The following is a 24,432-nucleotide window of genomic DNA, read 5'->3' on the forward strand; positions in this document are numbered from 1 at the left end:
ATTACTCCCCTTTGCCGCCGGCGGCTTTGTCAGCTGCCTGAGCGGGGGCCGGGTTCTTGTTGCCGACGTTGGTCGCTTCGCTTGGCTTGACTTCGATGCCTGGCTTGACGAATTGCAGCCCTTCGGTGATCAGACGATCGCCGGCCTTCAGGCCGTCTTCGATCAGCCATTGGCTGCCGACGGTGCGGCTGGCCTTGAGCTGACGCAGTTCGACCTTGTTGTCCGGTCCGACGACCAGCGCGGTCGGGGTGCCTTTGAGGTCGCGGGTCACGCCTTGCTGCGGTGCGAGGATCGCGGCGCTGTTCACACCGGCCTGCAACTGCGCGTGGACGAACATGCCGGGCAGCAGGGTGTGATCCGGGTTAGGGAACACGGCGCGCAGGGTCACGGAACCGGTGGTCTGATCGACCGACACTTCGGAGAATTCCAGCTTACCGTCGAGCTTGTACTGGCTGCCGTCTTCCAGGGTCAGCTTGACCGCAGCGGCGTTGTCGCCGGCCTTCTGCAGACGGCCGCTTTCCAGTTCGCGGCGCAGTTCCAGCAGTTCCACCGAAGACTGGGTGACGTCGACGTAGATCGGGTCCAGTTGCTGGATGGTCGCCATCGCATCGGCCTGGCCGTTGCTGACCAGTGCGCCTTCGGTCACCGAAGAGCGGCCGATACGCCCGGAGATCGGTGCGTACACCTTGGTGTAGCGCACGTTGATCTGTGCGGTCTGCAACGACGCTTCCGATTGCAGGCGATTGGCCACGGCGGTGTCGTATTCCTGACGGCTGACGGCCTGCTCGTCGACCAGTTGCTTGTAACGGTCGGAAATCGACTTTGTCGAACGCAGGTTGGCTTCGGCGCTTTTCAGGGTCGCTTCATAGACCGACGGATCGATCTGATACAGCTGCTGGCCGGCTTTGACATCGCCGCCTTCCTTGAACAGACGCTTGAGAATGATGCCGTTGACCTGCGGACGAACTTCGGCAATGCGAAACGCGCTGGTGCGGCCCGGCAGTTCGGAAGTCAGGGTAAAGGCTTGTGGTTGCAGGGTGACGACGCCGACCTGAGGAGGTGGTGCGGCGGGAGCCGCCTCTTCCTTTTTACATCCGCTGAGCAGCGATGCCAGGGCGACGGCAGTGACCAGAGCGGTAACAGCTGGCTTGAATTGCATGAAGATCCTCGGGTCAGGCGCGCGAAAAGCGCACAAGAAGTGTGGAAGGGTAAAAAATGGGTGCCGGGTGGATAAGTAGCTTGCTAAGGAATATACTTACGTTCATGGTTGTTTGTAAACACCTTCGCTGCGTACCCATCCGGTTACAAAAGTCGTGGCAAGGTCTGAAATTGTAGGCCGGGGGCGTCGATCCGCGAGAGATCCACCCCTTTTTATTCAGCGGATATTCAGCCATCCCTGAAACATTTTGTTTGAGGTTTTACTGCCATGGTTCGTCGTACCAAAGAGGAAGCTCAGGAAACGCGCAGCCAGATTCTGGAAGCCGCCGAAAAAGCTTTCTTTGAGAGGGGAGTGGCTCGCACGACGCTCTCCGATATCGCGAGCCTGGCCGGCGTGACGCGTGGCGCCATCTATTGGCACTTCAGCAACAAGGCCGATTTGCTGCAGGCGATGCTCGATACGCTGCATGAGCCGCTGGATGAGTTGGCCAAGGCCAGTGAAAGCGAGGACGAACCCGACCCGCTGGGCTGCATGCGCAAGCTGCTGATTCATTTGTTTCATCAAGTTGCACTGGACCCGAAGACCCGGCGTATCAACGAAATTCTGTTTCATAAGTGCGAATTCACCGATGAAATGTGCGATCTGCGCCAACAGCGCCGGACCGCCAGCCTCGATTGCAATGTGCGGATCGCGCTGACATTGAGTAATGCGGTCAATCGTGGGCAGTTGCCGGCAGACCTCGATACCGCCCGCGCAGCCATCAGCATTCACGCTTTTATCGATGGCATCCTGTATCAGTGGCTGCTGGCCCCGGACAGCTTTGAGCTGTACGCCGAGGCCGAGCGCTGGGTCGATACCGGGCTGGACATGCTGCGTTGGAGCCCCAGCCTGCGCAAATGAAACAAAATTCGTTATTGGATCAGTTTGTGTCAATGACGGAGGAGGGTGAAGATCCCTGTTCACTCGCCCCGCTGCAATGGGATGCTTTTATATACCTCTGTGGCGCGGGTTGATAGGTAGCGAGCTACGTATTTTGTAGCAATTTTGTGTCGAGCCTGTGAACGAATGTGAACGGCTTGGCCGCCCGGCGACCAATAAAAAGCCCCCGACTCTCACGAGTCGGGGGCTTTTGCGTTTCTGCGGTGAGGCTTACAGGGTCGGGTAGTCGAGGTAGCCGACTGCGCCTTTGCCGTAGAAGGTTTCCGGGTGCGGTTCGTTCAGTGGCGCATCGGCCTTCAAGCGGGCCGGCAGGTCCGGGTTGGCAATGAACGGCACACCGAATGCCACGGCGTCAGCCTTGCCTTCGGCCAGCCAGGCGTTGGCGCTGTCCTTGGTGAAGCGTTCGTTGGCGATGTACGCGCCGCCGAAGGCTTCCTTCAGCTGTGGGCCGAGGCTGTCGGCGCCTTCTTTCTCGCGGGAGCAGATGAAGGCGATGCCACGCTTGCCCAGTTCGCGGGCAACGTAGGTGAAGGTTTCAGCGAGGTTGTCGTCGCCCATGTCATGGGAGTCGGCGCGCGGAGCCAGGTGGACGCCGACACGACCGGCACCCCAGACTTCGATGGCCGCGTCGGTCACTTCCAGCAGCAGGCGGGCACGGTTCTCCAGGGAGCCGCCGTAGTGGTCGGTGCGCTGGTTGGTGCTGCTTTGCAGGAACTGGTCGAGCAGGTAACCATTGGCGCCGTGGATTTCCACGCCGTCGAAGCCGGCCGCCTTGGCATTTTCCGCACCGACGCGATAGGCGTCGACGATGTCGGCAATTTCAGCGGTTTCCAGTGCGCGCGGGGTTGGGTAGTCGGCCAGTGGGCGAACCAGGCTGACGTGGCCTTTCGGCTGGATGGCGCTCGGTGCAACCGGCGCTTCGCCGTTCAGGTACGACGGGTGGGAAACCCGGCCCACGTGCCACAGTTGCAGAACGATCTTGCCGCCGGCCGCATGAACGGCCTTGGTCACGTTGGTCCAGCCACGCACCTGGTCGTTGGACCAGATGCCCGGGGTGTCCGGGTAGCCGACACCCATCGGGGTCACCGAAGTGGCTTCGCTGATGATCAGGCCGGCCGAGGCACGTTGTACGTAGTACTCGGCCATCAGCGCGTTCGGCACGCGGCCTTCGTCGGCGCGGCAGCGAGTCAGCGGTGCCATGATGATGCGGTTGGACAGTTCGAGATCGCCCAGTTTGATCGGATCGAAAATTGTTGCCATGAGATACAACCCTCGTGAAGTAAGTGAGTGAATCAGTTAGCGGTGGCCAGCTCGGGATTACCGTTCTGGCGGAAAGTGATCAGGGTCACCAGCAGGGCCAGGACCGCGAGCGCGGCAGCGGCCAGAGGCACGCTGGTCAGGCCGTAGCCGTGGGCGATGACGCTGCCGCCGACCCAGGCGCCGAGGGCGTTGCCGACGTTGAAGGCGCCGATGTTCAGGGTCGACACCAGGTTCGGTGCGGCCTGCCCGTAGGTCACGACGTTCACTTGCAGGGCCGGCACGGCGGCGAAACACGCGGTGGCCCAGAGGAACAGAGTGATCTCGGTCGGGATCAGCGCGATGCTGGTCCAGGTCAGGACGGTGGAGGTCACGGCCATGGCGATGAACACGCCGATCAGCGTCGCGGCCAGGCCCTTGTCGGCCAGTTTGCCGCCGATGATGTTGCCGACGGTCAGGCCCAGGCCGATGAGCATCAGGGTCCAGGTCACGCCACGGGGCGAGACACCGGTGACATCGCCCAGTAACGGTGCGACGTAAGTGAACAGAGTGAACACCGAGGCGGCGAACAATGCGGTCATGCTCAGCGACAGCCAGATACCGGCGCCTTTGAGCGCGGCCAACTCGGCGCGCATGTCGAGTTTTTCTTCGTCACGCTTGGCCGGCAGGAAGCGGATCAGGCCGATCAGCGCGATCACACCGATGACGGTCACTGCCCAGAAGGTCGAGCGCCAGCCGGCTTCCTGACCGAGGGCGGTGCCCAGCGGTACGCCAAGGACGTTGGCCAAAGTCAGGCCGGTGAACATCAGAGCCACGGCGGAGGCGCGTTTGTTCGGCGCCACCAGGTTGGCAGCGACCACCGAACCGATGCCGAAGAACGCACCGTGGCACAGAGCGGTGACGACTCGGGCGAACATCAGCACGTTGTAATCAGTGGCGATAGCGCAGAGCAGGTTGCCGATAATGAAGATGCCCATCAGCGTTACCAGTGCAGCCTTGCGCGGCAGTTTTGCAGTGGCCATTGCCATGAACGGTGCACCAATCGCCACGCCCAGGGCGTAGCCGGTCACCAGCCAGCCGGCGCCGGGGATCGACACACCGAGGTCAGCCGCGACATTGGGCAGCAGGCCCATGATGACGAACTCGGTGGTGCCGATGGCGAAGGCGCTCAAGGCGAGTATGAGTAGCGAGAGGGGCATCGTTGGTTCCTTTTAGCTGGCTGACGTTAAGGGTCAGAGCTCTTTGCTGAGGGTGCTGAGGAACGCCTGGATCACGTCCTCGTTGCGTTTGAAAAAGTGCCACTGGCCGGCCTTCTGGCTGCTGATCAGTCCTGCTCGTTGCAGGGTGGCCAGGTGGGCGGAGACGGTCGATTGCGACAGGCCGCAGCGTTGATCGATCTGCCCGGCGCAGATGCCGTACTCGTGGTTGTGGATCTGTTCCGGAAACTGGGCTTTCGGGTCTTTCAGCCAGTTGAGGATGTCTCGTCGTACTGGGTGTGCCAGGGCTTTTATTATTTCGTCGAGGTCAATGTTCATGGCTGGGTGCTCGTGATGTGTGTAGCGCTATATCGCGATGAGGCGAACTTTAAATCGGTATTTCGCGATATACCAATATGAATTCGATCTGACGACCGCATAAATCGGTATATCGGGTTATAACGATATGTGAGGTGTAAACAAACGCGGACGCGGTGCTAAGCTGCGCCCATGAACTATCTCGCACATTTGCACCTCGGTGGCCAGCGTCCCGGTCAACTGCTCGGCAGTCTGTATGGCGATTTCGTCAAAGGACGGCTGCAAGGGCAGTTCGACCCGGAGATCGAAGCGGCGATTGCCTTGCATCGTCAGATCGATGTCTTCACCGATCGCCATCCGTTGGTCGACGCTTCACTGGCGCGGTTTACCTCGACCCGCCGCCGTTACGCCGGCATCGTGCTCGACGTGTTCTTCGACCATTGCCTCGCCCGCGATTGGGCGCTGTACGCCGACCGGCCGTTGGGACAATTCACGACTGACGTTTACCGCGTGCTGACCAGCGAGCGGCAGTTGCCCGAGCGCCTGGCGAAGATCGCCCCGCACATGGTGGCCAATGACTGGTTGGGCTCGTATCAGGATTTCGAAGTGCTGGAACAGGTGCTGCGCGGGATTTCCCGGCGCCTGAGCAAGCCTGAAGAGCTGGCCGGGGCGATGCAGGAATTGCGGTGTCTGTATGAACCGCTCAGTGATGACTTTCGCTTGTTCTACCCACAACTGCAGGACTTCGCAGGCCGGCAGCTGTAGGCAGATGATGACGTTCAGGCAGCGATCAACTCGCCTGCGCGACGGGGTTCAGCGGGTTTGGCCACTTCGCCGAACAACGCTTTGTGCACCGCTTGCTGGGCTTCGTACGCCAGCGCTGCGCGTTCCCGGCCCTGGCAGGCAATCGGCTTGAGCAGGTGAACTTCCACCTCGCCGCAATCGTTGCTGAACAGACGCATCAGGTGCGACAGCAGATCATCGTCGCCAATGAACGGTGCCAGCGAATCAATCTCGCCATTGCGCAAATAACGGATCGCCACCGGTTGCAGCTTCACCTCGGAATCAATCGCCGCCGACAGCAGACGACCATGAAAGGTGCGCAGCGAACGGCCGTCGGTGGTGGTGCCTTCCGGGAACATCAGCAGCGGATGATCGGTTTGCAGGTGACGGGTCATCTGCTTGCGGATCAACTGGCTGTCGCCCGAGCCGCGACGGATGAACAGACTGCCGGCCTTCGCCGCCAGCCAGCCGGCCACCGGCCAGGTGCGCACTTCGGCCTTGGACAGAAACGACAGCGGTGTGAGCATCCCGAGCAGCGGAATGTCAGTCCACGACACATGGTTGCTGACCCACAGCATCGGCTGCTTCGGCAGCTCGCCATGGACGGTCACGCGAAAGGGCAGGGCATTGCTCAGGCGCGCCATGAAAAACCGCGACCAGCGCTGCCGGCGTTGCATCGAATGGGCCAGACCCAAACGCTCGAAAACCCCGAAGACACTGGCCATGCTCAAGCCCAGCGTCACCACCAGCAGCACTCGCGCGATCCGCGCGTACACCCGCAGCCGGCTCATCACACGGCCGCCTTGAAGTGCTTGGCGTAGCGTGGGCAGAGTTCGTCGCGCTTGAGCAGGATGAACACGTCGGCGACCTGGAAGTCTTCGTCCCAGCACGGCTCGCCGCAGATCTTCGCGCCCAGGCGCATGTAGGCCTTGAGCAGCGGCGGCATTTCGGCGATCACGTTCGACGGAATATCCAGGGTTGGCAACGGATTCTTCGGCTCGGCGCGCAGGTGTTCGGTGCATAGATAGCGTTCGCGCAGGCGCTGCATGATCGCGTGGGCCTGCACGCCGCCGTCCTGCATCGGAATGCTCGCGCAGCCCATCAGGTAGCTGTAGCCGCCCTGATTGAGGACTTCGGCCAGTTCGCCCCAAAGCACGGCGATGGTGCCGCCGTTGCGGTAGGCCGGGTCGACGCAGGTGCGACCGATTTCCAGGATCGGGCCTTGCAGGCCGGCGAGGCCGTGCAGGCTGAATTCTTCTTCGCTGTAGAACTTGCCCAGGCTGCTGGCGGCGGTGTGATCGAGCAAACGGGTGGTCGCCACCAGGCGCCCGGTGTTCAGGTCACGCACGCCGATGTGGCTGCAGTGAACATCATAGTCGTCCATGTCCAGACCCAGCTCCGCGCCGTTCAGCTTGGCGTTGAACTCGCCGCTGAACACGTTGAAGCGCAAGGCCTGGGCTTGCTGCAAGGCCTCGGCGCCGATCAGGCGTTCGGCTTGCAGGCGGCGTTCATTGCCGGTGTCGCTGATGCGGGCGATCTGAGTCATGTGAATCTCCGTACGGGCCTTGAACCCGTCATGGGTTGCAGCCGATCGACTTTCTTTATGCAGCCGTGTTGTGCAAAGTCAGGCTATGTAGCCCCGGTGTCATCGCCATGAATGTTTGGTGATGCTTATATGACAGCCCACAAGGAGCCTCCGATGACCTGGTCGACCCTGCTTGAATGCCGCGAACGCCTGCCCGCCGTTGCCGATCTGGCGGAGGGCTTCGCCACGTTGCTGTATCAACTGGGCAGCGTGACGCCGTTCGAACTGGCCGTGGCGGGAGGGCGGCGAATGGCGACGCCGGGGCTGGCGTTTCTGGTGGGGTATCAAGCGGCGTTGCGCATGCTCTGGCCGAGCGCGCCGCCGAGCCTCGGCGCGATGTGTGCGACCGAGCAGCGCAGCCTGCGCCCGGCGGACATGCAGACCCGGCTCACGGATCTGCGCCTCACCGGGCAAAAGGATTTTGTCACTGCCGGCGATGCGGCGGACTGGCTGCTGATCGCCGCCCGCAGTGAGCAGCCCGGCGAATCACCACGCCTGAGCCTGGCGGTGGTTTACCCCGGCGAGCCCGGTGTGCGAGTGGAAAAACTGCCGGCGCTGCCATTGATGCCGGACATCAGCCATGGCCGCTTGTACCTCGACGAGGCTCTGTGCGAACTGCTCGCCGGGGACGGTTGGGATGCCTACGTCAAACCGTTCCGCACCCTTGAAGACGTTTACGTATTGAGCGCGATGACCGCGTGGCTGTACGGCGTCGGTCAGGACAGCGGCTGGCCGCAGCCGCTGCAATTGCGCTTGCTGGCGCTGCTGGCCGGGTGCGCAGAAGTCAGTCGCCAGCCACCGAACAATCCGGCGGGGCATGTGTTGCTCGGCGGCTTGTTTGCGCAGTTCGACGGGCTTAAAGAGGAAGTCGATCAGGCCCTGCGTGACGGCGATCCTGAGTGGGCGGCGATGTGGCAGCGCGATCAATCGGTCATGCAACTGGCGGCGGGTGCGCGGGCCAAACGCCTGGCCAAGGCTTTGGGGGCAAACCAAAACACATCTGTCATGAACGCCGGCTAGTCTTCTCAGGTTCATTCCCAGAGCCCTCGCCATGTTCAAAGGCCTGTCCCTGTTTCTGTTGCTGATCAGCTTCACGGTTCAGGCCGAACAATGGCCGGCTGACGACTGGCCGACCGGCCCGAAACTCAACGGCCCGGCCGTCGAGGCACTGGAGGCCTATGCCTTCCCGACCCGCGATGACAACACCCGCAAAGGCATCCGCACCGACGCCTTGCTGGTCATCCGCGACGGCCAGGTTATCTACGAACGCTACGCCGCCGCGACCACCGCCGACACCCCGCACCTGACCTGGTCGATCAGCAAAAGCCTGATGGCCACGGTGTTGGGCGTGGCCTACGGCGAAGGTTTGTTCAAACTCGATGACCCGGCCGCGAAATATTACCCGGTGCTGGAAAAACACCCGGCCATCACGATCAAGGATCTGCTGCACTGGGCCTCGGGCATCGACTGGCAGGAAGATTACGAATATGCCCCGCTGAAATCCTCGGTGGTGGCCATGCTCTACACCCGTGGCCACCGCGACATGGCCGCCTTCACTGCCGATCACGACAGTTACGCGCCAGCGGGTCAGGCGTTCCGCTATTCCAGTGGCGACAGCAATCTGTTGGCCGCCGCCCTGAAAACCATCGTCGACCCGCAACGTTATCCGGACTACCCGTGGACAGCGCTTTTCGATCCCTTGGGCATTCGCCACGCCACGTGGGAAACCGATGCCACGGGCACCTTCGTCGCGTCTTCCTACGCTTACCTGACGGCACGGGATCTGGCGCGAATCGGCCTGCTGATGGAACGGGACGGACGCTGGAACGACCGGCAATTGCTGCCCGGGGATTGGGTCGCTTTCAACCGCCAACCCTTTGCCGGCTACAAGGTCCATCAGGACGAAGCCGTGCCCGGCGGCCACTGGTGGCTCAATCGCCCGGCGGACGGCGCCGCCTCGCCATGGCCCGACGCACCGCCCGACACCTTCGCCGCCCTCGGCCACTGGGGCCAGGCTCTGTACGTGATCCCCAGCGAAAAACTGGTGATCGTTCGCTATGCCGATGATCGCGACGGCAGCTATAGCCACAACGAATTGCTCAAGCGTGTGCTGGGGGCGGTGCGGCCATGAAACTGTTCAGACAAATCCTGCTGGTGCTCCTGATCGTGCTGCTGGGCTGGGGCTGGCACGAGCGCGAAAACCTGTGGGCCTTCCCGGACATCATCAGCGCCTACACCGCCAAGGAATATTGTTCGTGCCGTTATGTGATGAACAACGACGCCGAATATTGCCGGGGCTACGTGAAGCAGTGGCTGCCCAGCGAACTGACCGATGACCGCACGCAAAAAATCGTCACCGCCAGCGGCCTGGGACGCCGCAACAGCGCCCAGTGGCAAGGCGAACGCCAGGGCTGTCGCCTGCAACCCTGATCCGGTTCCACCCTGTGGAACCACATTCGATTGTCCTCTCGCGTGTCTCGCGGTTATCTGGCGGTGAGCACGACCTGCCGTTGATGTGTCGTGAATTCATAGCGAACAACAAGACCGGGAAACACCCGCGCGAGGAGAACCGTCATGCCCCGACATCAGCATATTCTGGCCTGGCTCAACGACGTGGCCGGCGACCTGCACGCCACCCGCCAGGACATTCACGCTCACCCTGAACTCGGTTTCGAGGAAAGCCGCACCTCGGCGCTGGTGGCCCGGTCGCTCCAGGAGTGGGGCTATGAAGTCCACACCGGCATCGGCAAGACCGGCGTGGTCGGCGTGCTGCGCAACGGCAGCAGCACGCGCAAACTCGGGCTGCGGGCCGACATGGATGCGCTGCCGATCATCGAGAACACCGGCGTCGCCTACAGCAGCCGCCATCAAGGCTGCATGCACGCCTGTGGCCACGACGGACACACCGCGATGCTGCTCGGCGCGGCGCGTTATCTGGCCGCGACCCGCCAGTTTGACGGCACCCTGACGCTGATTTTTCAGCCCGCCGAAGAGGGGCAGGGCGGGGCCGAAGCGATGCTCGCCGACGGTCTGCTCGAACGTTTTCCGTGCGATGCGCTGTTCGGCATGCACAACATGCCGGGCCTGCCGGCGGGGCATCTGGGCTTTCGCGAAGGGCCGATGATGGCTTCGCAGGACTTGCTCACGGTGACCATCGAAGGCGTCGGCGGTCACGGTTCGATGCCGCATCTGGCCGTGGATCCGCTGGTCGCTGCGGCCAGTGTAGTGATGGCTTTGCAAACCGTGGTCGCGCGCAACATCGATGCGCAGCAGGCGGCGGTGGTGACAGTCGGCGCATTGCAGGCCGGCGAAGCGGCGAACGTGATCCCGCAACAGGCGATCCTGCGCCTGAGCCTGCGTGCGCTGAATGCCGAGGTCCGCGAACAGACCCTCCATCGCGTGCGCTCGATCATCGAGTCCCAGGCCGAAAGCTTCGGCTGCACCTCGACCCTCGAACACCGCCCGGCCTATCCGGTACTGGTCAACCACACCGCTGAAACCGAGTTCGCCCGTCAGGTCGGCGTCGAACTGGTCGGCGCCGACGCCGTGGATGGCAACACCCCGAAACTGATGGGCAGCGAAGACTTCGCCTGGATGCTCCAGCGCTGCCCCGGCGCCTACCTGTTCATCGGCAACGGCGTGGCGCGGCCGATGGTGCATAACCCGGCCTACGACTTCAACGACGACATCCTGCTGACCGGCGCGGCGTATTGGGGCGCGCTCACCGAGAGCTGGCTCAAGCCGGCCTGATTTCTTCACTTTTTGCTGCCGCTGGAACGCAGGTGCGCACGTGCCTGCGTGGTCAATCTACAGCTTCTGGAGAATCCCCATGCAGCCTTCGAACGCAGGCGTTTCGCGTACCCGGCAAGTGGTCGCCGCCGTCATCGGCAACGCCCTGGAATGGTACGACTTCATCGTTTATGGCTTTCTGGCGAGCATCATCGCCCGGCAATTTTTCCCGTCCGACGACGACTACGCTTCGCTGCTGATGGCGCTGGCGACGTTCGGCGTCGGCTTTTTCATGCGTCCGGTGGGCGGCATCCTGCTCGGCATCTACTCCGACCGCAAAGGGCGCAAGGCCGCGATGCAGATGATCATCCGCCTGATGACCGTGTCCATCGCCCTGATCGCTTTCGCACCCAACTACGCCGCTATCGGCATGGGTGCGCCTTTGCTGATTGTGGTGGCGCGGATGCTTCAGGGCTTTGCCACGGGCGGTGAATATGCGAGCGCCACGGCGTTTCTGGTGGAGAGCGCGCCGGCCCATCGCAAGGGTTTGTACGGCTCGTGGCAACTGGTCGGGCAATGCTTGGCGGTGTTCAGTGGCGCGGCGATGGTGGCGCTGGTCACGCATCTGTTTTCCCCCGAAGCGCTGGACAGTTGGGGCTGGCGGATTCCGTTCGTGCTCGGCCTGTTGATCGGCCCGGTGGGCTTGTGGATTCGCAAGCACATGGAAGAACCGGAAGAGTTTCTTGAAGCGCGCAAGAAGGCCAAAGGCGCCGCGCCCGGCCTGTGGCAAGTGCTGCGTGAACATCGCCGCAGCCTGCTGGTGTCGATGGGGCTGGCGTGTGGCGCGACGGTGTCGTTTTACGTGGTGCTGGTAAACATGCCGACCTTCGCCCACAAAAGCCTCGGCCTGCCGCTGGATCAGGTGTTGCTGGTGCAGATGCTCGCGGTGGGGCTGATGACCGTGGTGATTCCGTTCTCCGGTGCACTGTCGGATCGCCTCGGTCGGCGGCCGGTGCTGATGGCCTTCACCCTGGCATTCTTCGTCATGGTCTACCCGCTGTATATGTGGGTCGCGGCGGCGCCTTCGATCGAGCGCCTGCTGGTGATGCAACTGTTGCTGTGCACGGCGATTGGCGGGTTCTTCGGCCCGGCCCCGACCGCGCTGGCCGAGCAGTTCCCGATTGAAGTTCGCTCCACTGGCGTGTCGGTGGCCTACAACGTGGCGGTGATGGTGTTCGGTGGTTTCGCGCCGCTGATCGTCACCTGGCTGAGTAAAGTTCTGAACACCCCGGTGGCGCCGTCGTTCTATGTCTTGTTCGCTTGCCTGTTGACCCTGCTCGGTACTTACTGTTTGCAGGAGGCCCCGCGTGCGAAGAAACCCGTTGCGCTCAACCTGGGAGTGAAACCGTGAGTCCGTTAGCCATTGATCCGATTGTCGCCCTCGACGCCGATGCGCTGTCCCGGGCGATCCATGCCCGCAAGGTGTCGTGCCGCGAGGTGATGCAGGCGTATCTGACGCACATCGACCGCTTCAATCCGGCGGTCAACGCGCTGGTGTCGCTGCGCCCGCAAGACGTGCTGCTGCGCGAGGCCGATGAATGCGACCGGCAACTGGATCGCGGCGAGTCCCGAGGCTGGATGCACGGCATGCCCCAGGCGATCAAGGACCTGGCGGCCACTGCCGGATTGCGCACGACCCTCGGCTCGCCGCTGTTCGCCGAGCAAGTGCCGCAGCACGATGCGATCAGCGTGGCGCGGGTTCGCGACTGCGGGGCGATCATCATCGGCAAGAGTAATGTCCCGGAATTCGGCCTCGGCTCGCAGACCTACAACAGCGTGTTCGGTACCACCACCAACGCCTACGATCCGGGCCTGATCGCCGGCGGCAGCAGCGGCGGGGCGGCGGTGGCGCTGGCCCTGCGTCTGCTGCCGGTGGCCGACGGCAGCGACATGATGGGCTCGCTGCGCAACCCGGCGGCGTTCAACAACGTGTTCGGTTTCCGCCCGTCCCAGGGCCGTGTGCCTCACGGCCCGATGCCGGAAGTGTTCGTCCAGCAACTGGCCACCGAAGGTCCGATGGGGCGCACGGTCACCGACGTCGCACGATTGCTCTCGACCCAGGCTGGCTACGATGCGCGAGTGCCACTGTCGCTGGCCGATGAACCACGGGATTTCGGGCTGGATCTGCACCAGGACTGCAACGACCTGCGCCTCGGCTGGCTTGGCGATTACAATGGCTATCTGCCGATGGACGATGGCGTGTTGAGCCTGTGCGAATCGGCGCTGGCGGATTTCAGTGCATTGGGTTGCCACGTCGAGGCCTGCCAGCCGGACTTTTCCATGGAACGCCTGTGGCAAACCTGGCTCACGCACCGGCATTTTCTGGTGCAGGGCAGCCTCGGCGCCGCCTATGCCGACCCGCAAAAACGGACGTTGCTCAAACCCGAAGCGCAATGGGAAATCGAAGGCGGTTTGCGTCTGACCGCTGCCGAGGTCTATCAGGCATCGGTCGCTCGCAGCGAGTGGTATCGCGCCGTGAGCGAGTTGTTCGAGCGTTACGATTTCCTGCTGTTGCCCACCGCCCAGGTGTTCCCTTTTGATGCACGGCAACTGTGGCCGCGAGTCGTCGGCGGGCAGACCATGGACACCTATCACCGCTGGATGGAAGTGGTGATCGGCCCGACCCTGGCGGGGCTGCCGAGCATCAGCGTGCCGGTGGGTTTCAACCCGGCCGGGCTGCCGATGGGCCTGCAAATCATCGGCCCGGCCCGGGCGGATCGGGCGGTGCTGCAACTGGCCTATGCTCATGAGCAACTGACCCGCTGGGTCGAGCGGCGACCGCCGGCATGCCTGCAATCGGCCTGAGCGGCCCGCATCTTGCTGGGCGAAGTGATCTTTGATCCGCATCCATGGAGGTCGAACATATGGGCAGCAAGGCAGACACCGGCAGCGTGCGCTCGGTCGAACGGGCGCTGGCCATCGTCGAATTGCTCGGCGAGCATCAGGCGTTGGGGCTGGAGGAATTGCATTACCTGACGACCCTGCCCAAGGCCACGGTGTCTCGGATGCTCGCGACCTTGCAGGAGCAGGGCTGGATCTATCGTGGCCTCAGCGACCGCCGCTACCGCTTGTGCGCCAAACGGCTGTTCGGTGATCGTCAGCAACGTTTCAAGCGTCATTTGGTGGAAAGTGCGGCGCCGATGCTGCTGGAGCTGAGCGAGCGCACCGGACTGGTGGCGGATCTGTCGTGCTTCGACGGCGAACGGGTTGAAGTGATGGAAAGTGCGATCCCGCAGGTGTTGCGCAAGCGCTATCCAACCAACTGCCAGATCGTCGGCCATCACGCGAGCCTGTTTCATTCGGCAATGGGCCGGGCGCGCCTCGGCGAACTCGACAGCCAGGACGTGAAACGTCTGGCCGAGCGCGAACGGTTGGCGGATGACGGTGTATTGCAGGCCACCGAACAAGCTTTGCATCAGGGCTTTGGCCAGCGCACCGAAGGTTACTGGGAGTATCCGGTGCGCCTGCCGTTCCTGATTCGTGCGGTGGCGTTGCCGATCCGTGCGCAAGGGCGGCTGGTCGGCAGCATGGCGCTGCACTGGCCGATGGATCAGGCGCCGGTGGAGCGGGTGCTGAGCCTGCACCTCAACAGCCTCGCATCGACTATCGGCGAGGTGCAGCAGGCGTTGGCCTGAGCGTTTGCAGAGACTGACAGCTTGCAATAACGCCACGGCCAGTTAAGGTTCGTGCAGGTTTATCGGCCCCACGAGTCTTCAATGTTCAACCGTACTCTGTGCAACGCCTTCGCCGGCCTGCTGCTGGGCGCCGCCGCGCTGCCGGCCCAGGCCAACTGGTATCTGGACGGCGAGTCGTCGCGGCTGTCGTTCGTCAGCACGAAAAACACCAATATTTCTGAAGTGCAGCGCTTTCTGGTGCTGCATGGCAAGGTCGATCCCGATGGCCGCGCCGAAGTCGAGGTCGAACTGGACTCGATCAACAGCGGCATCCCGCTGCGCGATGAGCGCATGCGCAAGGAACTGTTCCAGATCGAGCAATTCCCCGAAGCGACCATCACCACCCAGATCGACCTGCGCCCGATCAATGATCTGGCCCCCGGGGCGCAGCTTGAATTGCGCCTGCCGCTGACCGTCAACCTGCACGGCAAACAGCATGAATACCCCGCCGAACTGCTCGCCACTCGGCTTGATGACCGACGCTTTCAAGTGGTGACGCTGGAACCATTGGTGATCAGCGCCGAGGATTTCGATCTGCTGCCGGGCCTGGAAACCTTGCGCAACATGGCCGGCCTGTCGGCCATCAGTCTGTCGGTGCCGGTGGGTGCGGTGCTGATCTTCACGGCGCGCTGACATGCGCGGCGCAGTGTTCCCGTGGCGTGACGGCAACCGCTTCGAACTGTTGATCGACGGCCCGCAGTTCTTTCCGCGCATGCTTGAGGAAATCGCCCGCGCCTGTGAGCAGATCGAACTGGAGCTTTATCTGGTGGAGGCGGGTGCCTGCGCCGAAGCCGTGGTTCAGGCGCTGGTGCTGGCGGCCGAGCGGGGCGTGCGGGTGCGTTGCCTGTTCGATGATTACGGCAGCCTCGCCTTCACCCTCACGTTGCGCCGGCGGCTGACCGGTGCCGGGGTCGAATTGCGTTTTTACAATCGGCTGAACTGGCGGCGCTGGGTCGGCAATTTCTATCGCGATCATCGCAAGCTGTTGCTGGTCGACCAGCGTCTGGCGGTGGTCGGCGGCACCGGGGTCACCGATGAGTTCTGGACGCCGGGCCACGACACCAGCGAATGGCACGAGGTCATGGTGCAGATCACAGGCCCCTTGGTGCTCGACTGGCAATTGCTGTTCGACCGCCAATGGATCGCCAACCGCCATCGCCGGGCCTGGCGGCCCAACGCGCATTTCGGCCTACCGCGATTGCCCCGAGTGCCGGACACGGGCGAGGGCATGGGCCGCGTGGCTTATGCCGATGCTCGCCAGCATCGCGACATTCTGCAATCGCTGTTCCGCGCCCTGAACAGCGGCCAGAGGCGTATCTGGCTGGCCACGCCGTACTTCCTGCCGACCTGGAAAATCCGCCGCTCCCTGCGCAAGGCCGCCGCCCGCGGGCTCGATGTGCGCCTGCTGCTGACCGGGCCGCGCACCGATCACCCGTCGGTGCGTTACGCGGGGCATCGTTACTACCCGCGCCTGCTCAAGGCCGGGGTGAAAATCTTCGAATACCAGCCGTGTTTCCTGCACCTGAAAATGGTGCTGGTGGACGATTGGGTGAGCATCGGTTCGTGCAATTTCGATCACTGGAACCTGCGCTTCAACCTTGAAGCGAATCTGGAAGCGCTGGATCCGTCACTGACGGCAGCGGTGGTGGCGAGTTTCGAGAAAGACTTCGGCCTGAGTCAGCAGGTGAGCCTGGAGGAATGGCAGCGCCGGCCGCTGTGGCGGCGGGTGAAGCAGCGGATCTGGGGCTGGGTGGATCGGGTGGTGGTCAACCTGCTCGACAGACGCGGCTAGTCGTTACACCTCAAAACCAAATGTGGGAGCGAGCCTGCTCGCGATAGAGGTCCGACAGACAACATAGATATTGAATGTCATGGCCTCATCGTCGGATCGCCGCCCGGAGCAGGCTCGCTCCCACAGGTTTTTGCAGTGTGAAAACTGTTACAGCAATTCAAAGCTCTGCTGCGTCACGTCCTGGGAATCCAGGCCGATCTGCACGTTGAACTTGCCAGGCTCGGCCGCGTACTTGAGCTGGGCGTTGTAGAACTTCAGGTCATCTTCGGTGATGGTGAAGTGCACGACCTTCTGCTCGCCCGCCTTGAGCATGATCTTCTGGAAGTTCTTCAGCTCCTTGACCGGACGGATCATCGAACCGGTGACGTCCTGGATGTACAACTGCACCACGGTTTCGCCGTCACGCTTGCCGGTGTTTTTCACTGTGACGCTGGCGTCGAGCTTGCCGGTGGCGTTCAGGGTGGTCGACGACAGCGCCATGTCACTCAAGCTGAAATCGGTGTAGCTCAGGCCGAAACCAAACGGAAACAGCGGCCCGGTCGTGTCATCGAAATACTGCGAGGTGTAGTTGCCCGGTTTGCCCGGCGTGAACGGCCGGCCAATGCTCAGGTGGTTGTAGTAGGTCGGGATCTGGCCCACGGAGCGCGGGAAGGTCACCGGCAGCTTGCCCGACGGGTTGTAGTCGCCGAACAGCACGTCGGCGATGGCGTTGCCGCCCTCGGTGCCGCTGAACCAGGTTTCCAGAATCGCGTCGGCCTGTTCTTTCTCTTCGAGGATGGTCAGCGGACGGCCGTTCATCAGCACCAGCACCAACGGCTTGCCGGTGGCTTTCAGGGCACGGATCAGCTCACGCTGGTTCTCCGGGATGTTCAGGTCGGTGCGGCTCGACGATTCGTGGGACATGCCACGGGACTCGCCCACGGCCGCGACGACCACGTCAGCGTCTTTGGCGGCTTTCACCGCTTCGTCGATCAACACATTGGCCGGACGCGGGTCATCGACCACTTCCGGGGCGTCGAAGTTGAGGAAGTTCAGGTAGTCGAGAACCTTCTTGTCGCTGGTGATGTTGGCGCCACGGGCGTAGATCAGGTTCGCCTTGTCGCCGATTACATTGCTCATGCCGTCAAACAGGGTCACCGACTGCGCCGGACGACCGGCGGCGGCCCAACTGCCCATCATGTCGATCGGGGCCTTGGCCAGCGGGCCGACCAGCGCGACTTTCGCGGCTTTCTTCAGTGGCAGGGTTTCGTTCTGGTTTTTCAGCAGCACCAGGCTGCGGCGGGCCACTTCACGGGCGTCGGCGCGGTGCAGGCGACTGTCGGCGTAGGTGTCCGCCGGATCGTCTTCGGCCTTGCCGATGCGCAGGTACGGATCCTTGAACAGGCCCATGTCGTACTTGGCGGCGAGGACTTCACGCACGGCGTTGTCGATGTCCTTCTGTTCGATCTCGCCGGACTTGAGCAGCCCCGGCAGCTCTTTGCCGTACAGGGTGTCGTTCATGCTCATGTCGATGCCGGCCTTGATTGCCAGCTTCGCCGCTTCGCGACCGTCGCGGGCCACGCCGTGCTTGATCAGCTCGAAGATCGCGCCGTGGTCGCTGACCGCCAGGCCCTTGAAGCCCCAGTCCTTGCGCAGCAGGTCATTCATCAGCCAGGTGTTGGCGGTGGCCGGGATGCCGTTGATCGAGTTCAGCGCGACCATCACGCCGCCGGCGCCGGCATCGATTGCCGCGCGATACGGTGGCAGGTAGTCCTGGTACATCTTCACCGGGCTCATGTCGACGGTGTTGTAGTCGCGACCGCCCTCGACCGCGCCGTACAGGGCGAAGTGCTTGACGCTGGCCATGATGCTGTCGGCTGCGCTCGGCGTGTCGCCCTGATAGGCCTTGACCATCACTTTGGCGATGCGCGAAGTCAGGTAGGTGTCTTCACCGAAGCCTTCGGAGCTGCGGCCCCAGCGCGGGTCGCGGGAGATGTCGACCATCGGCGCGAAGGTGATGTCGAGGCTGTCGGATGCCGCCTCTTTGGCGGCGATGCGCCCGGACTGGCCGATGGCGTCCATGTCCCAGCTCGACGCCAGGGCCAGCGGAATCGGGAAAATCGTACGGTGACCGTGGATCACGTCGTACGCGAAAAACATCGGAATCTTCAGGCGACTGCGCATCGCCGCGTCCTGCATCGGACGGTTTTCCGGGCGGGTGATCGAGTTGAACGTACCGCCGATGTTGCCGGCGGCGATCTCTTTGCGGATCAGCTCGCGGGGCATTTCCGGGCCGATGCTGATCAGGCGCAACTGGCCGATCTTCTCGTCGAGGGTCATTTGTTTCATCAGGTTACTGATGAACGCGTCCTTGTTTTCCAGGGGGACCGGGGTCGTGGCGGCCAGTACCTGATGACTGGCCAGGCTGACGAACAGGCCCAGCAAACACAGCTTCTTCATGAATAGTTTTCTCAAGGGCCTAAACGGCGTTACAACACCGGCCAGCCAAAATTTAGGGAGCGACTATTGTTGTTCGGGTGCTGATTCAGAAAACGACAGCCGAATGTACGTCGAAAGTTTCGGCGACGTGATCGCGCAGGGCCTCTTTTTAGCCCATCGGCCCGCCGCAATCCAGTGGCGCGGGCGATTATGCCGTAACCGCCGGCTGAGAATGTTTCGCGATTCATTATTCATGAAATGTGCAAGGGAGCACCCGTCCGATGAATGTCAGTCCTGTCTACCGCTCGCGTTTGCAGGTCGCCACCCTGCTGATGCTGGCCACGTTGTTGACCGCTTGCGGCATCAACAACATTCCGACCCTCGACGAACAGGCCAAGGCCGCGTGGGGTCAGGTGCAGAATCAGTATCAGCGCCGCGCCGACCTGATCCCCAACCTGGTGGAAACCGTGAGGGGCTATGCCAAACACGAGGAGGCCACGCTGACGGCGGTGGTCGAGGCCCGGGCCAAGGCAACGTCGATCCAGGTCGATGCCAGCACCCTCGACAACCCGGAAAAACTCAAGCAGTTCCAGCAGGCTCAGGATCAACTGACCGGTGCGTTGAGCCGGTTGATGGTGGTGTCCGAACGCTACCCGGACCTCAAGGCCAACCAGAACTTCCTCGCCCTGCAATCGCAACTCGAAGGCACGGAAAACCGCATCGCCGTGGCCCGTCGGGATTTCATCCTGGCGGTGCAGAAGTACAACACCGAAATCCGCACCTTTCCCGGTCGCCTCTGGCACAGCGTGATGTACAGCGACCTGCCGATCCGCGAGACCTTCGAAGCCACCAGCCCCGGCGCGGACAAGGCCCCGGAAGTGAAGTTCTGAGCCGGGGATGCCCATGCGTGTGCTGAAAATGGGCCTGGTGCTGATGCTGTGGCTGTTCGCCGTCAGCGCCCGGGCCGAGTTGACCTTCCCGGCGCTGACCGGGCGGGTGGTGGACGACGCGCAGATGATCGAGCCGTCGGTACGTGCGCAATTGAGCCAGCAGTTGCAGGCTCACGAACAGGCGACCGGCGAGCAGCTTGTGGTTGTGACGTTGCCGAACCTGCAAGGCGCCACCATCGAGGATTATGGCGTCGAACTCGGCCGGCACTGGGGCATCGGCCAGAAGGACAAGAACAACGGTGCCCTGTTGATCGTCGCCCGGGACGAGCGCAAATTGCGCATCGAAGTCGGCTACGGGCTGGAGGATCGCCTGACTGACGCGCAGAGTTCGGTGATCATTCATCAGGTCATCACGCCGTCGTTCAAGGCCGGCAATTACAGCAAGGGCATCAGCGACGGCGTGGCGGCGATGCTGGTGGTGCTGGGCGGCAATCCGCTGGACGAACCTTCCACGGTGTATGAATCGGCCGGCGATCCCGCGGACGATTTCGTCTCGCGGCACCCGGCATTGTTCGTATTTCTGGTGATGTTGTTCATCCTGACTGTTTTTGTCTGCCAGATGCTCGGTATCCTTCCCGCCGGCCGGGGCGGTTCCGGAGGAGGGGGCGGCTTCGGTGGTGGTGGTTTTGGCGGCGGCGGTGGAGGCGGGGGCTTCAGCGGCGGCGGTGGCAGTTTCGGCGGGGGCGGTTCCTCCGGCGGCTGGTGATAACAATAATGAGCAGGCACAACACGACATGGCATTACTGACTGAACACGAACAACGCAAGGTCGCCGAGGCCATCGCCCGGGTCGAGCGCGACACCGACGCCGAACTGGTGACGGTGCTCGCGGCCCGCGCCGACGACTACGCGTACATCCCGTTGCTGTGGGCCAGCCTGCTGGCGCTCGTGGTGCCGGGGATCGTGCATTACCTGACCGGCTGGCTGACGATGCACAGCCTGTTGCTGGTGCAGTGGGTCAGTTTTGTCGTGCTGTGCCTGGTGTTTCGTTTGCCCAAGGTCACCACTCATCTGGTCCCGCGCCACGTCCGGCACTGGCGCGCCTCGAACCTGGCGCGGCGGCAGTTTCTCGAACAGAACCTGCACCACACGGTGGGCAGCACCGGCATGCTGATTTTTGTCTGCGAGGCGGAGCGGTATGTGGAAATTCTGGTGGATGAAGGGATTTCCAAAAAACTGGATAACAAGAGCTGGGACTCGATTGTCGCGGTGTTTACCGAGCAGGTGCGTCAGGGGCAGACGTTGCAGGGTTTTGTCACTTGCATCGAGGCGTGCGGCGAGTTGCTCAAGGTGCATGTGCCGGTGACGCAGGTGAGGAATGAGTTGCCGAATCGGTTGGTGGTGTTGGGGTAGTTTCGGCAGTGTTGTAAGACTTGATATCGCAGCCCTCACCCCAGCCCTCCCGAAACGTCGGACCGCCCGGGGGGAGAGGGAGCCGATTGGGGGATATTGAGGAGATACACCGACTTGAACGATTGGCTTTGAATCCATAATCGACTCGATATTTCAGGTCGATGGATAGCGAAAGACATCTCGGTCGGCTCCCTCTCCCTCCGGGAGAGGGCTGGGGTGAGGGCCGCTTTTAAAAGCCGTTCGGTAAATAAGAGCGTGTCCCCAATCCCCATCCCCCCTAAACTAGCGTCCATTCCCGATTTGCCCGTCCGAGGCCGCTTTTTCCCATGTCCGTTACCGCTCCCTCCGCATCTGCCAAACCGGCGCCCGATCACCACGCCCGGTTCATCGAGTTGCTGCAAACCAGCCTCGAACAGAACGGCTTCATCAAACTGGTGCTGGCCAAGTACGTCGGCGAAGAAGCGGACCTGCAGCGGATCATCATCAAACCGGTGACGGTCAAGGCGCAGCCGTGCCTGTCGTTCGTCTATCGCTACAAGACCCGCGACATCACCAAGAATCTGCCGCTGTACGAAGCAGTGGCGACGATTGCCGGGCTGCTGCCGGCGGCGTTCAAAAATGCGCATTTGCTGGCGTTGACTGACGAAGCCCAGCTCGAATACAGCAAAAAGGGCAAGAGCTCGCTGTTCATGAGCAAGCCCCAGCAATTGCGTGAAGTGCCGTCTGCCGAGCATAACCGCGAGAAAAACCGCTTCCTCGATCTGAACCGGCCGTTCCTCAAGGATCTGGGTGTGACCAACGCGCAACACGAGCTGATTCCGGCGATGTCGCGCAAGTGGAAGCAGATCAACAAGTTCATCGAAGTCTTCAGCCATGCTTTGACTTCGTCACCGCTGGCTCTCGACAAACCGGTGCGGGTGGCGGATTTCGGTTCGGGCAAGGGTTACCTGACGTTCGCCATTCATGACTATTTGCGCAACACGTTGAAGGCCGAGGGCGAAGTCACCGGCGTCGAGCTGCGTGAAGAAATGGTCAACCTGTGCAACACCGCCGCGCAGAAGCTCGAACACCCGGGGCTGGTGTTCAAGTGCGGTGATGTGCGCAGTGTGGCGCCGAGCGAGCTGGACGTGATGATCGCCCTGCATGCCTGCGACATCGCCACCGATTATGCGATCCACACCGGCATCCGCTCCGGTGCCTCGATCATCATGTGCTCGCCGTGTTGCCACAAACAGATCCGCCTGCAGATCCAGAGCCCGGCGCTGCTCAAACCGATGCTGCAGTACGGTTTGCATCTGGGCCAGCAGGCGGAAATGGTCACCGACAGTTTGCGTGCGCTGTTCCTCGAAGCCTGCGGTTACGAGACCAAGGTGTTCGAGTTCATCTCCCTGGACCACACCAACAAGAACAAGATGATCCTCGCCGTGAAGCGCGCCGAGCCGGTGGACCCGACTCAACTGCTGGTGAAGATCCAGGAATTGAAAGCGTTCTACCAGATCAGCGAGCACTGCCTCGAAACCCTGCTGCTCGCTGACGGCCTGCTGAAGCTCAAGGCTTGAGCTGAACCCCGGCGGGTAACGTGCCCGGTTGAGCCGGGCGCACCGCGGTCTTGCGCCCGAGCATCACCGTCGCGATCACCCCGCAGGCGAACAGCCAGGTGATTGGTTCCACGTGTTCGCCGAAGAACAGCGCGGAAAACGCGATGGTGAAGAAGATCTGCAACAACTGGATCTGACTGACCCGGGCAATGCCCCCCATGGCCAGCCCGGCGTACCAGGCGAAAAAGCCCAGGAACTGCGAAAACAGCGCGACGTAACCGAAGGCCCACCAGGTTTTCGCCGACACCGCGCCCTGATGCTGCAACGCCAGGTACAGCACCGGGCCGATCAGCAGCGGCGTCGACAGCACCAGCGCCCAGCAGATCACCTGCCAGCCGCCCATCTCCCGGGCCAGACGCCCGCCCTCGGCATAACCCAGACCGCCTACCGCGATCGCACCCAACATCAGCAAATCACCGGCCTGAATGCTGCCGGCGCCGGTATACAACGCATAGCCCAGCACCAGCGCACTGCCCAGCGCGGCACAGGCCCAGAAGGCTTTCGACGGACGTTCATGGGACAGCCACGCGGCATACAGCGCCACGCACAGCGGCTGCAAACCGTTGACCAGCGCGCCGTGGGACGCCGGCAAGGTCTGCATGGCCCAGGCCGACAGCACCGGAAAACCGAGAATCACCCCGGCGATCACCAAACTCAGGCCTTTGACCTGCTTCCAGGTCGGCCACTTTTCCCGTCGCCACAACAGCAGCGCCGCTGCCGGAATCGCCGCGAACAACGCACGGCCCAGGCCATTGAGCAGCGGGTGCAGTTCCTGCACCACGATGCGGGTGAAGGGCAGGGTAAGGCTGAAAATCACCACGCCGAGCAGACCGAGGGCCATGCCGGTGTTTTCGCGCGAAGACATGAGGGCAACCAGATTCGAGGGTGGCAGGGAGATTCATTCATCTAGCCACAAACCACGGCAATCGGGCTGTTACAGCTGAGAGCAGAGTTATCCATACAGTTTGCGAACGCCATCGCGGTCCTTGGACTATTTTGAATACTCCTGTGCATTCACCAGAGGAGCCCTGCCCATGGCCGCGAAAAAGATTCTGATGCTGGTTGGCGATTACGTCGAAGACTACGAAGTGATGGTGCCGTTCCAGGCCCTGCAAATGGTCGGGCACACCGTCCACGCCGTTTGCCCGGACAAAGCCGCCGGCAAGACGGTGCGCACCGCAATTCATGACTTTGAAGGCGACCAGACCTACAGCGAGAAGCCCGGTCACCAGTTTGCCCTGAACTTTGATTTCGCCAAGGTCGATGCCAAGGACTACGACGCCCTGCTGGTACCCGGTGGCCGTGCGCCGGAATACCTGCGGCTGAACGAAAAAGTCCTGGAACTGGTGAGGGCTTTCGACAAGGCCGGCAAGCCGATTGCTGCCGTCTGTCACGGTGCGCAGCTGCTGGCGGCGGCGGGGATTCTCGAGGGACGCGAGTGCAGCGCCTATCCGGCCTGTGCCCCGGAAGTGCGTCTGGCCGGTGGCACCTACATCGACATCCCGGTCACGGACGGCCATGTCCAGGGCAATCTGGCCACGGCTCCCGCCTGGCCGGCGCACCCGAACTGGCTGGCCGGTTTCCTGGGGTTGCTTGGAACCAAAATCACCCTGTGACACATC

Annotated in this window: 24 protein-coding genes; 16 read left to right on the forward strand and 8 right to left on the reverse strand. The window is 62.4% G+C overall.

Features of this window, described 5'->3' with window-relative positions; translation table 11 throughout:
• Position 1: 1 nt before the first annotated feature.
• Positions 2-1,159, reverse strand: a complete 1,158-nt coding sequence (gene emhA, locus C6Y56_RS06480) for an efflux RND transporter periplasmic adaptor subunit EmhA (RefSeq protein WP_169429190.1) — start codon at positions 1,157-1,159, stop codon at positions 2-4.
• A gap of 267 nt (positions 1,160-1,426) precedes the next feature.
• Between emhA and emhR the strand changes: the two genes are divergently transcribed.
• Entirely contained in the window at positions 1,427-2,059 is a 633-nt protein-coding gene (gene emhR / locus C6Y56_RS06485; RefSeq protein WP_114881735.1) for an efflux system transcriptional repressor EmhR, read from the forward strand.
• Between the two features lie 249 nt (positions 2,060-2,308).
• Here the strand turns inward: emhR and C6Y56_RS06490 are convergent, their stop codons facing one another.
• The 3 genes from C6Y56_RS06490 to C6Y56_RS06500 are packed head-to-tail and all read right to left on the reverse strand — an operon-like array spanning position 2,309 to position 4,890.
• Positions 2,309-3,358 (reverse strand): alkene reductase, encoded by a 1,050-nt coding sequence (locus C6Y56_RS06490; RefSeq protein WP_169429191.1) that lies wholly within the window; start codon positions 3,356-3,358, stop codon positions 2,309-2,311.
• Positions 3,359-3,390: 32 nt separating this feature from the next.
• The gene (locus C6Y56_RS06495) at positions 3,391-4,554 is read right to left on the reverse strand and encodes an MFS transporter (RefSeq protein ID WP_011332833.1); all 1,164 of its coding nucleotides are present in this window, start codon (positions 4,552-4,554) and stop codon (positions 3,391-3,393) included.
• A gap of 33 nt (positions 4,555-4,587) precedes the next feature.
• On the reverse strand, positions 4,588-4,890 hold the full coding sequence (locus C6Y56_RS06500; protein WP_007957866.1) for an ArsR/SmtB family transcription factor: 303 nt from the start codon (positions 4,888-4,890) through the stop codon (positions 4,588-4,590).
• A gap of 171 nt (positions 4,891-5,061) precedes the next feature.
• Between C6Y56_RS06500 and C6Y56_RS06505 the strand changes: the two genes are divergently transcribed.
• On the forward strand, positions 5,062-5,634 hold the full coding sequence (locus C6Y56_RS06505; RefSeq protein WP_169429192.1) for an ACP phosphodiesterase: 573 nt from the start codon (positions 5,062-5,064) through the stop codon (positions 5,632-5,634).
• 14 nt (positions 5,635-5,648) lie between these two features.
• Here C6Y56_RS06505 and C6Y56_RS06510 read toward each other — a convergent pair whose 3' ends face one another.
• Together C6Y56_RS06510 and olsB are read right to left on the reverse strand one after the other, a co-directional pair.
• Complete coding sequence (locus tag C6Y56_RS06510; protein ID WP_169429193.1) at positions 5,649-6,443, reverse strand: lysophospholipid acyltransferase family protein; 795 nt, start codon at positions 6,441-6,443, stop codon at positions 5,649-5,651.
• On the reverse strand, positions 6,443-7,198 hold the full coding sequence (gene olsB, locus C6Y56_RS06515) for an L-ornithine N(alpha)-acyltransferase (RefSeq protein ID WP_085729947.1): 756 nt from the start codon (positions 7,196-7,198) through the stop codon (positions 6,443-6,445). The genes C6Y56_RS06510 and olsB overlap by 1 nt, the downstream gene beginning before the upstream one ends.
• Before the next feature lie 153 nt (positions 7,199-7,351).
• Between olsB and C6Y56_RS06520 the strand changes: the two genes are divergently transcribed.
• The 9 genes from C6Y56_RS06520 (at position 7,352) to C6Y56_RS06560 (ending at position 16,492) form a co-directional block, all read left to right on the forward strand.
• Positions 7,352-8,257 carry an acyl-CoA dehydrogenase family protein gene (locus tag C6Y56_RS06520; RefSeq protein ID WP_169429194.1) on the forward strand — a complete coding sequence of 302 codons (906 nt, stop codon included), beginning with the start codon at positions 7,352-7,354 and terminating at the stop codon, positions 8,255-8,257.
• Between the two features lie 31 nt (positions 8,258-8,288).
• Positions 8,289-9,368 carry a serine hydrolase domain-containing protein gene (locus C6Y56_RS06525; protein ID WP_169429195.1) on the forward strand — a complete coding sequence of 360 codons (1,080 nt, stop codon included), beginning with the start codon at positions 8,289-8,291 and terminating at the stop codon, positions 9,366-9,368.
• Positions 9,365-9,667 (forward strand): amidase, encoded by a 303-nt coding sequence (locus tag C6Y56_RS06530; protein ID WP_169429196.1) that lies wholly within the window; start codon positions 9,365-9,367, stop codon positions 9,665-9,667. The genes C6Y56_RS06525 and C6Y56_RS06530 overlap by 4 nt, the downstream gene beginning before the upstream one ends.
• A 144-nt stretch (positions 9,668-9,811) precedes the next feature.
• Positions 9,812-10,987: a M20 aminoacylase family protein gene (locus C6Y56_RS06535; protein ID WP_169429197.1), complete on the forward strand. Its 1,176-nt coding sequence runs from the start codon at positions 9,812-9,814 to the stop codon at positions 10,985-10,987.
• A 79-nt stretch (positions 10,988-11,066) separates the two neighbouring features.
• On the forward strand, positions 11,067-12,377 hold the full coding sequence (locus C6Y56_RS06540; protein WP_169429198.1) for a citrate-proton symporter: 1,311 nt from the start codon (positions 11,067-11,069) through the stop codon (positions 12,375-12,377).
• Complete coding sequence (locus C6Y56_RS06545) at positions 12,374-13,831, forward strand: amidase (RefSeq protein WP_169429199.1); 1,458 nt, start codon at positions 12,374-12,376, stop codon at positions 13,829-13,831. Before C6Y56_RS06540 ends, C6Y56_RS06545 begins: the two co-directional genes overlap by 4 nt.
• 59 nt (positions 13,832-13,890) lie before the next feature.
• Entirely contained in the window at positions 13,891-14,661 is a 771-nt protein-coding gene (locus tag C6Y56_RS06550; RefSeq protein ID WP_169429200.1) for an IclR family transcriptional regulator, read from the forward strand.
• Between the two features lie 81 nt (positions 14,662-14,742).
• Complete coding sequence (locus C6Y56_RS06555) at positions 14,743-15,333, forward strand: YceI family protein (RefSeq protein ID WP_169429201.1); 591 nt, start codon at positions 14,743-14,745, stop codon at positions 15,331-15,333.
• A gap of 1 nt (position 15,334) precedes the next feature.
• Positions 15,335-16,492 (forward strand): phospholipase D-like domain-containing protein, encoded by a 1,158-nt coding sequence (locus C6Y56_RS06560; RefSeq protein ID WP_169429202.1) that lies wholly within the window; start codon positions 15,335-15,337, stop codon positions 16,490-16,492.
• Between the two features lie 147 nt (positions 16,493-16,639).
• Here the strand turns inward: C6Y56_RS06560 and bglX are convergent, their stop codons facing one another.
• On the reverse strand, positions 16,640-18,931 hold the full coding sequence (gene bglX / locus C6Y56_RS06565; protein WP_169429203.1) for a beta-glucosidase BglX: 2,292 nt from the start codon (positions 18,929-18,931) through the stop codon (positions 16,640-16,642).
• A 260-nt stretch (positions 18,932-19,191) separates the two neighbouring features.
• Here bglX and C6Y56_RS06570 point away from each other — a divergent pair, with 260 nt between their 5' ends.
• The 4 genes from C6Y56_RS06570 (at position 19,192) to C6Y56_RS06585 (ending at position 22,771) form a co-directional block, all read left to right on the forward strand.
• Entirely contained in the window at positions 19,192-19,800 is a 609-nt protein-coding gene (locus C6Y56_RS06570) for a LemA family protein (protein ID WP_169429204.1), read from the forward strand.
• A gap of 13 nt (positions 19,801-19,813) precedes the next feature.
• Positions 19,814-20,566, forward strand: coding sequence for a TPM domain-containing protein (locus C6Y56_RS06575; protein WP_169429205.1), 753 nt, complete (start codon positions 19,814-19,816; stop codon positions 20,564-20,566).
• A gap of 28 nt (positions 20,567-20,594) precedes the next feature.
• Positions 20,595-21,212: a TPM domain-containing protein gene (locus C6Y56_RS06580; protein ID WP_169429206.1), complete on the forward strand. Its 618-nt coding sequence runs from the start codon at positions 20,595-20,597 to the stop codon at positions 21,210-21,212.
• Positions 21,213-21,538: 326 nt separating this feature from the next.
• A complete protein-coding gene (locus C6Y56_RS06585; RefSeq protein ID WP_169429207.1) occupies positions 21,539-22,771 on the forward strand; it encodes a class I SAM-dependent methyltransferase in 1,233 nt (410 codons plus the stop codon).
• On the opposite strand, the gene C6Y56_RS06590 is transcribed toward C6Y56_RS06585, so the two are convergent.
• Positions 22,761-23,675 carry a DMT family transporter gene (locus tag C6Y56_RS06590; RefSeq protein ID WP_064383007.1) on the reverse strand — a complete coding sequence of 305 codons (915 nt, stop codon included), beginning with the start codon at positions 23,673-23,675 and terminating at the stop codon, positions 22,761-22,763. The genes C6Y56_RS06585 and C6Y56_RS06590 overlap by 11 nt on opposite strands.
• Before the next feature lie 169 nt (positions 23,676-23,844).
• On the opposite strand from C6Y56_RS06590, the gene C6Y56_RS06595 reads away from it, so the two are divergent.
• Entirely contained in the window at positions 23,845-24,426 is a 582-nt protein-coding gene (locus C6Y56_RS06595) for a DJ-1/PfpI family protein (RefSeq protein WP_085605454.1), read from the forward strand.
• The last annotated feature ends 6 nt before the right edge of the window (positions 24,427-24,432 follow it).

This window comes from Pseudomonas fluorescens, from assembly GCF_012974785.1.
GTDB classification, from domain to species: domain Bacteria; phylum Pseudomonadota; class Gammaproteobacteria; order Pseudomonadales; family Pseudomonadaceae; genus Aquipseudomonas; species Aquipseudomonas fluorescens_BT.

Coding starts and splice junctions, on each gene's coding strand:
- emhA (WP_169429190.1), bottom strand. CDS start 1,159: ATGCAATTCAAGCCAGCTGTTACCGCTCTGGTCACTGCCGTCGCCCTG.
- emhR (WP_114881735.1), top strand. CDS start 1,427: ATGGTTCGTCGTACCAAAGAGGAAGCTCAGGAAACGCGCAGCCAGATT.
- C6Y56_RS06490 (WP_169429191.1), bottom strand. CDS start 3,358: ATGGCAACAATTTTCGATCCGATCAAACTGGGCGATCTCGAACTGTCC.
- C6Y56_RS06495 (WP_011332833.1), bottom strand. CDS start 4,554: ATGCCCCTCTCGCTACTCATACTCGCCTTGAGCGCCTTCGCCATCGGC.
- C6Y56_RS06500 (WP_007957866.1), bottom strand. CDS start 4,890: ATGAACATTGACCTCGACGAAATAATAAAAGCCCTGGCACACCCAGTA.
- C6Y56_RS06505 (WP_169429192.1), top strand. CDS start 5,062: ATGAACTATCTCGCACATTTGCACCTCGGTGGCCAGCGTCCCGGTCAA.
- C6Y56_RS06510 (WP_169429193.1), bottom strand. CDS start 6,443: ATGAGCCGGCTGCGGGTGTACGCGCGGATCGCGCGAGTGCTGCTGGTG.
- olsB (WP_085729947.1), bottom strand. CDS start 7,198: ATGACTCAGATCGCCCGCATCAGCGACACCGGCAATGAACGCCGCCTG.
- C6Y56_RS06520 (WP_169429194.1), top strand. CDS start 7,352: ATGACCTGGTCGACCCTGCTTGAATGCCGCGAACGCCTGCCCGCCGTT.
- C6Y56_RS06525 (WP_169429195.1), top strand. CDS start 8,289: ATGTTCAAAGGCCTGTCCCTGTTTCTGTTGCTGATCAGCTTCACGGTT.
- C6Y56_RS06530 (WP_169429196.1), top strand. CDS start 9,365: ATGAAACTGTTCAGACAAATCCTGCTGGTGCTCCTGATCGTGCTGCTG.
- C6Y56_RS06535 (WP_169429197.1), top strand. CDS start 9,812: ATGCCCCGACATCAGCATATTCTGGCCTGGCTCAACGACGTGGCCGGC.
- C6Y56_RS06540 (WP_169429198.1), top strand. CDS start 11,067: ATGCAGCCTTCGAACGCAGGCGTTTCGCGTACCCGGCAAGTGGTCGCC.
- C6Y56_RS06550 (WP_169429200.1), top strand. CDS start 13,891: ATGGGCAGCAAGGCAGACACCGGCAGCGTGCGCTCGGTCGAACGGGCG.
- C6Y56_RS06555 (WP_169429201.1), top strand. CDS start 14,743: ATGTTCAACCGTACTCTGTGCAACGCCTTCGCCGGCCTGCTGCTGGGC.
- C6Y56_RS06560 (WP_169429202.1), top strand. CDS start 15,335: ATGCGCGGCGCAGTGTTCCCGTGGCGTGACGGCAACCGCTTCGAACTG.
- bglX (WP_169429203.1), bottom strand. CDS start 18,931: ATGAAGAAGCTGTGTTTGCTGGGCCTGTTCGTCAGCCTGGCCAGTCAT.
- C6Y56_RS06570 (WP_169429204.1), top strand. CDS start 19,192: ATGAATGTCAGTCCTGTCTACCGCTCGCGTTTGCAGGTCGCCACCCTG.
- C6Y56_RS06575 (WP_169429205.1), top strand. CDS start 19,814: ATGCGTGTGCTGAAAATGGGCCTGGTGCTGATGCTGTGGCTGTTCGCC.
- C6Y56_RS06580 (WP_169429206.1), top strand. CDS start 20,595: ATGGCATTACTGACTGAACACGAACAACGCAAGGTCGCCGAGGCCATC.
- C6Y56_RS06585 (WP_169429207.1), top strand. CDS start 21,539: ATGTCCGTTACCGCTCCCTCCGCATCTGCCAAACCGGCGCCCGATCAC.
- C6Y56_RS06590 (WP_064383007.1), bottom strand. CDS start 23,675: ATGTCTTCGCGCGAAAACACCGGCATGGCCCTCGGTCTGCTCGGCGTG.
- C6Y56_RS06595 (WP_085605454.1), top strand. CDS start 23,845: ATGGCCGCGAAAAAGATTCTGATGCTGGTTGGCGATTACGTCGAAGAC.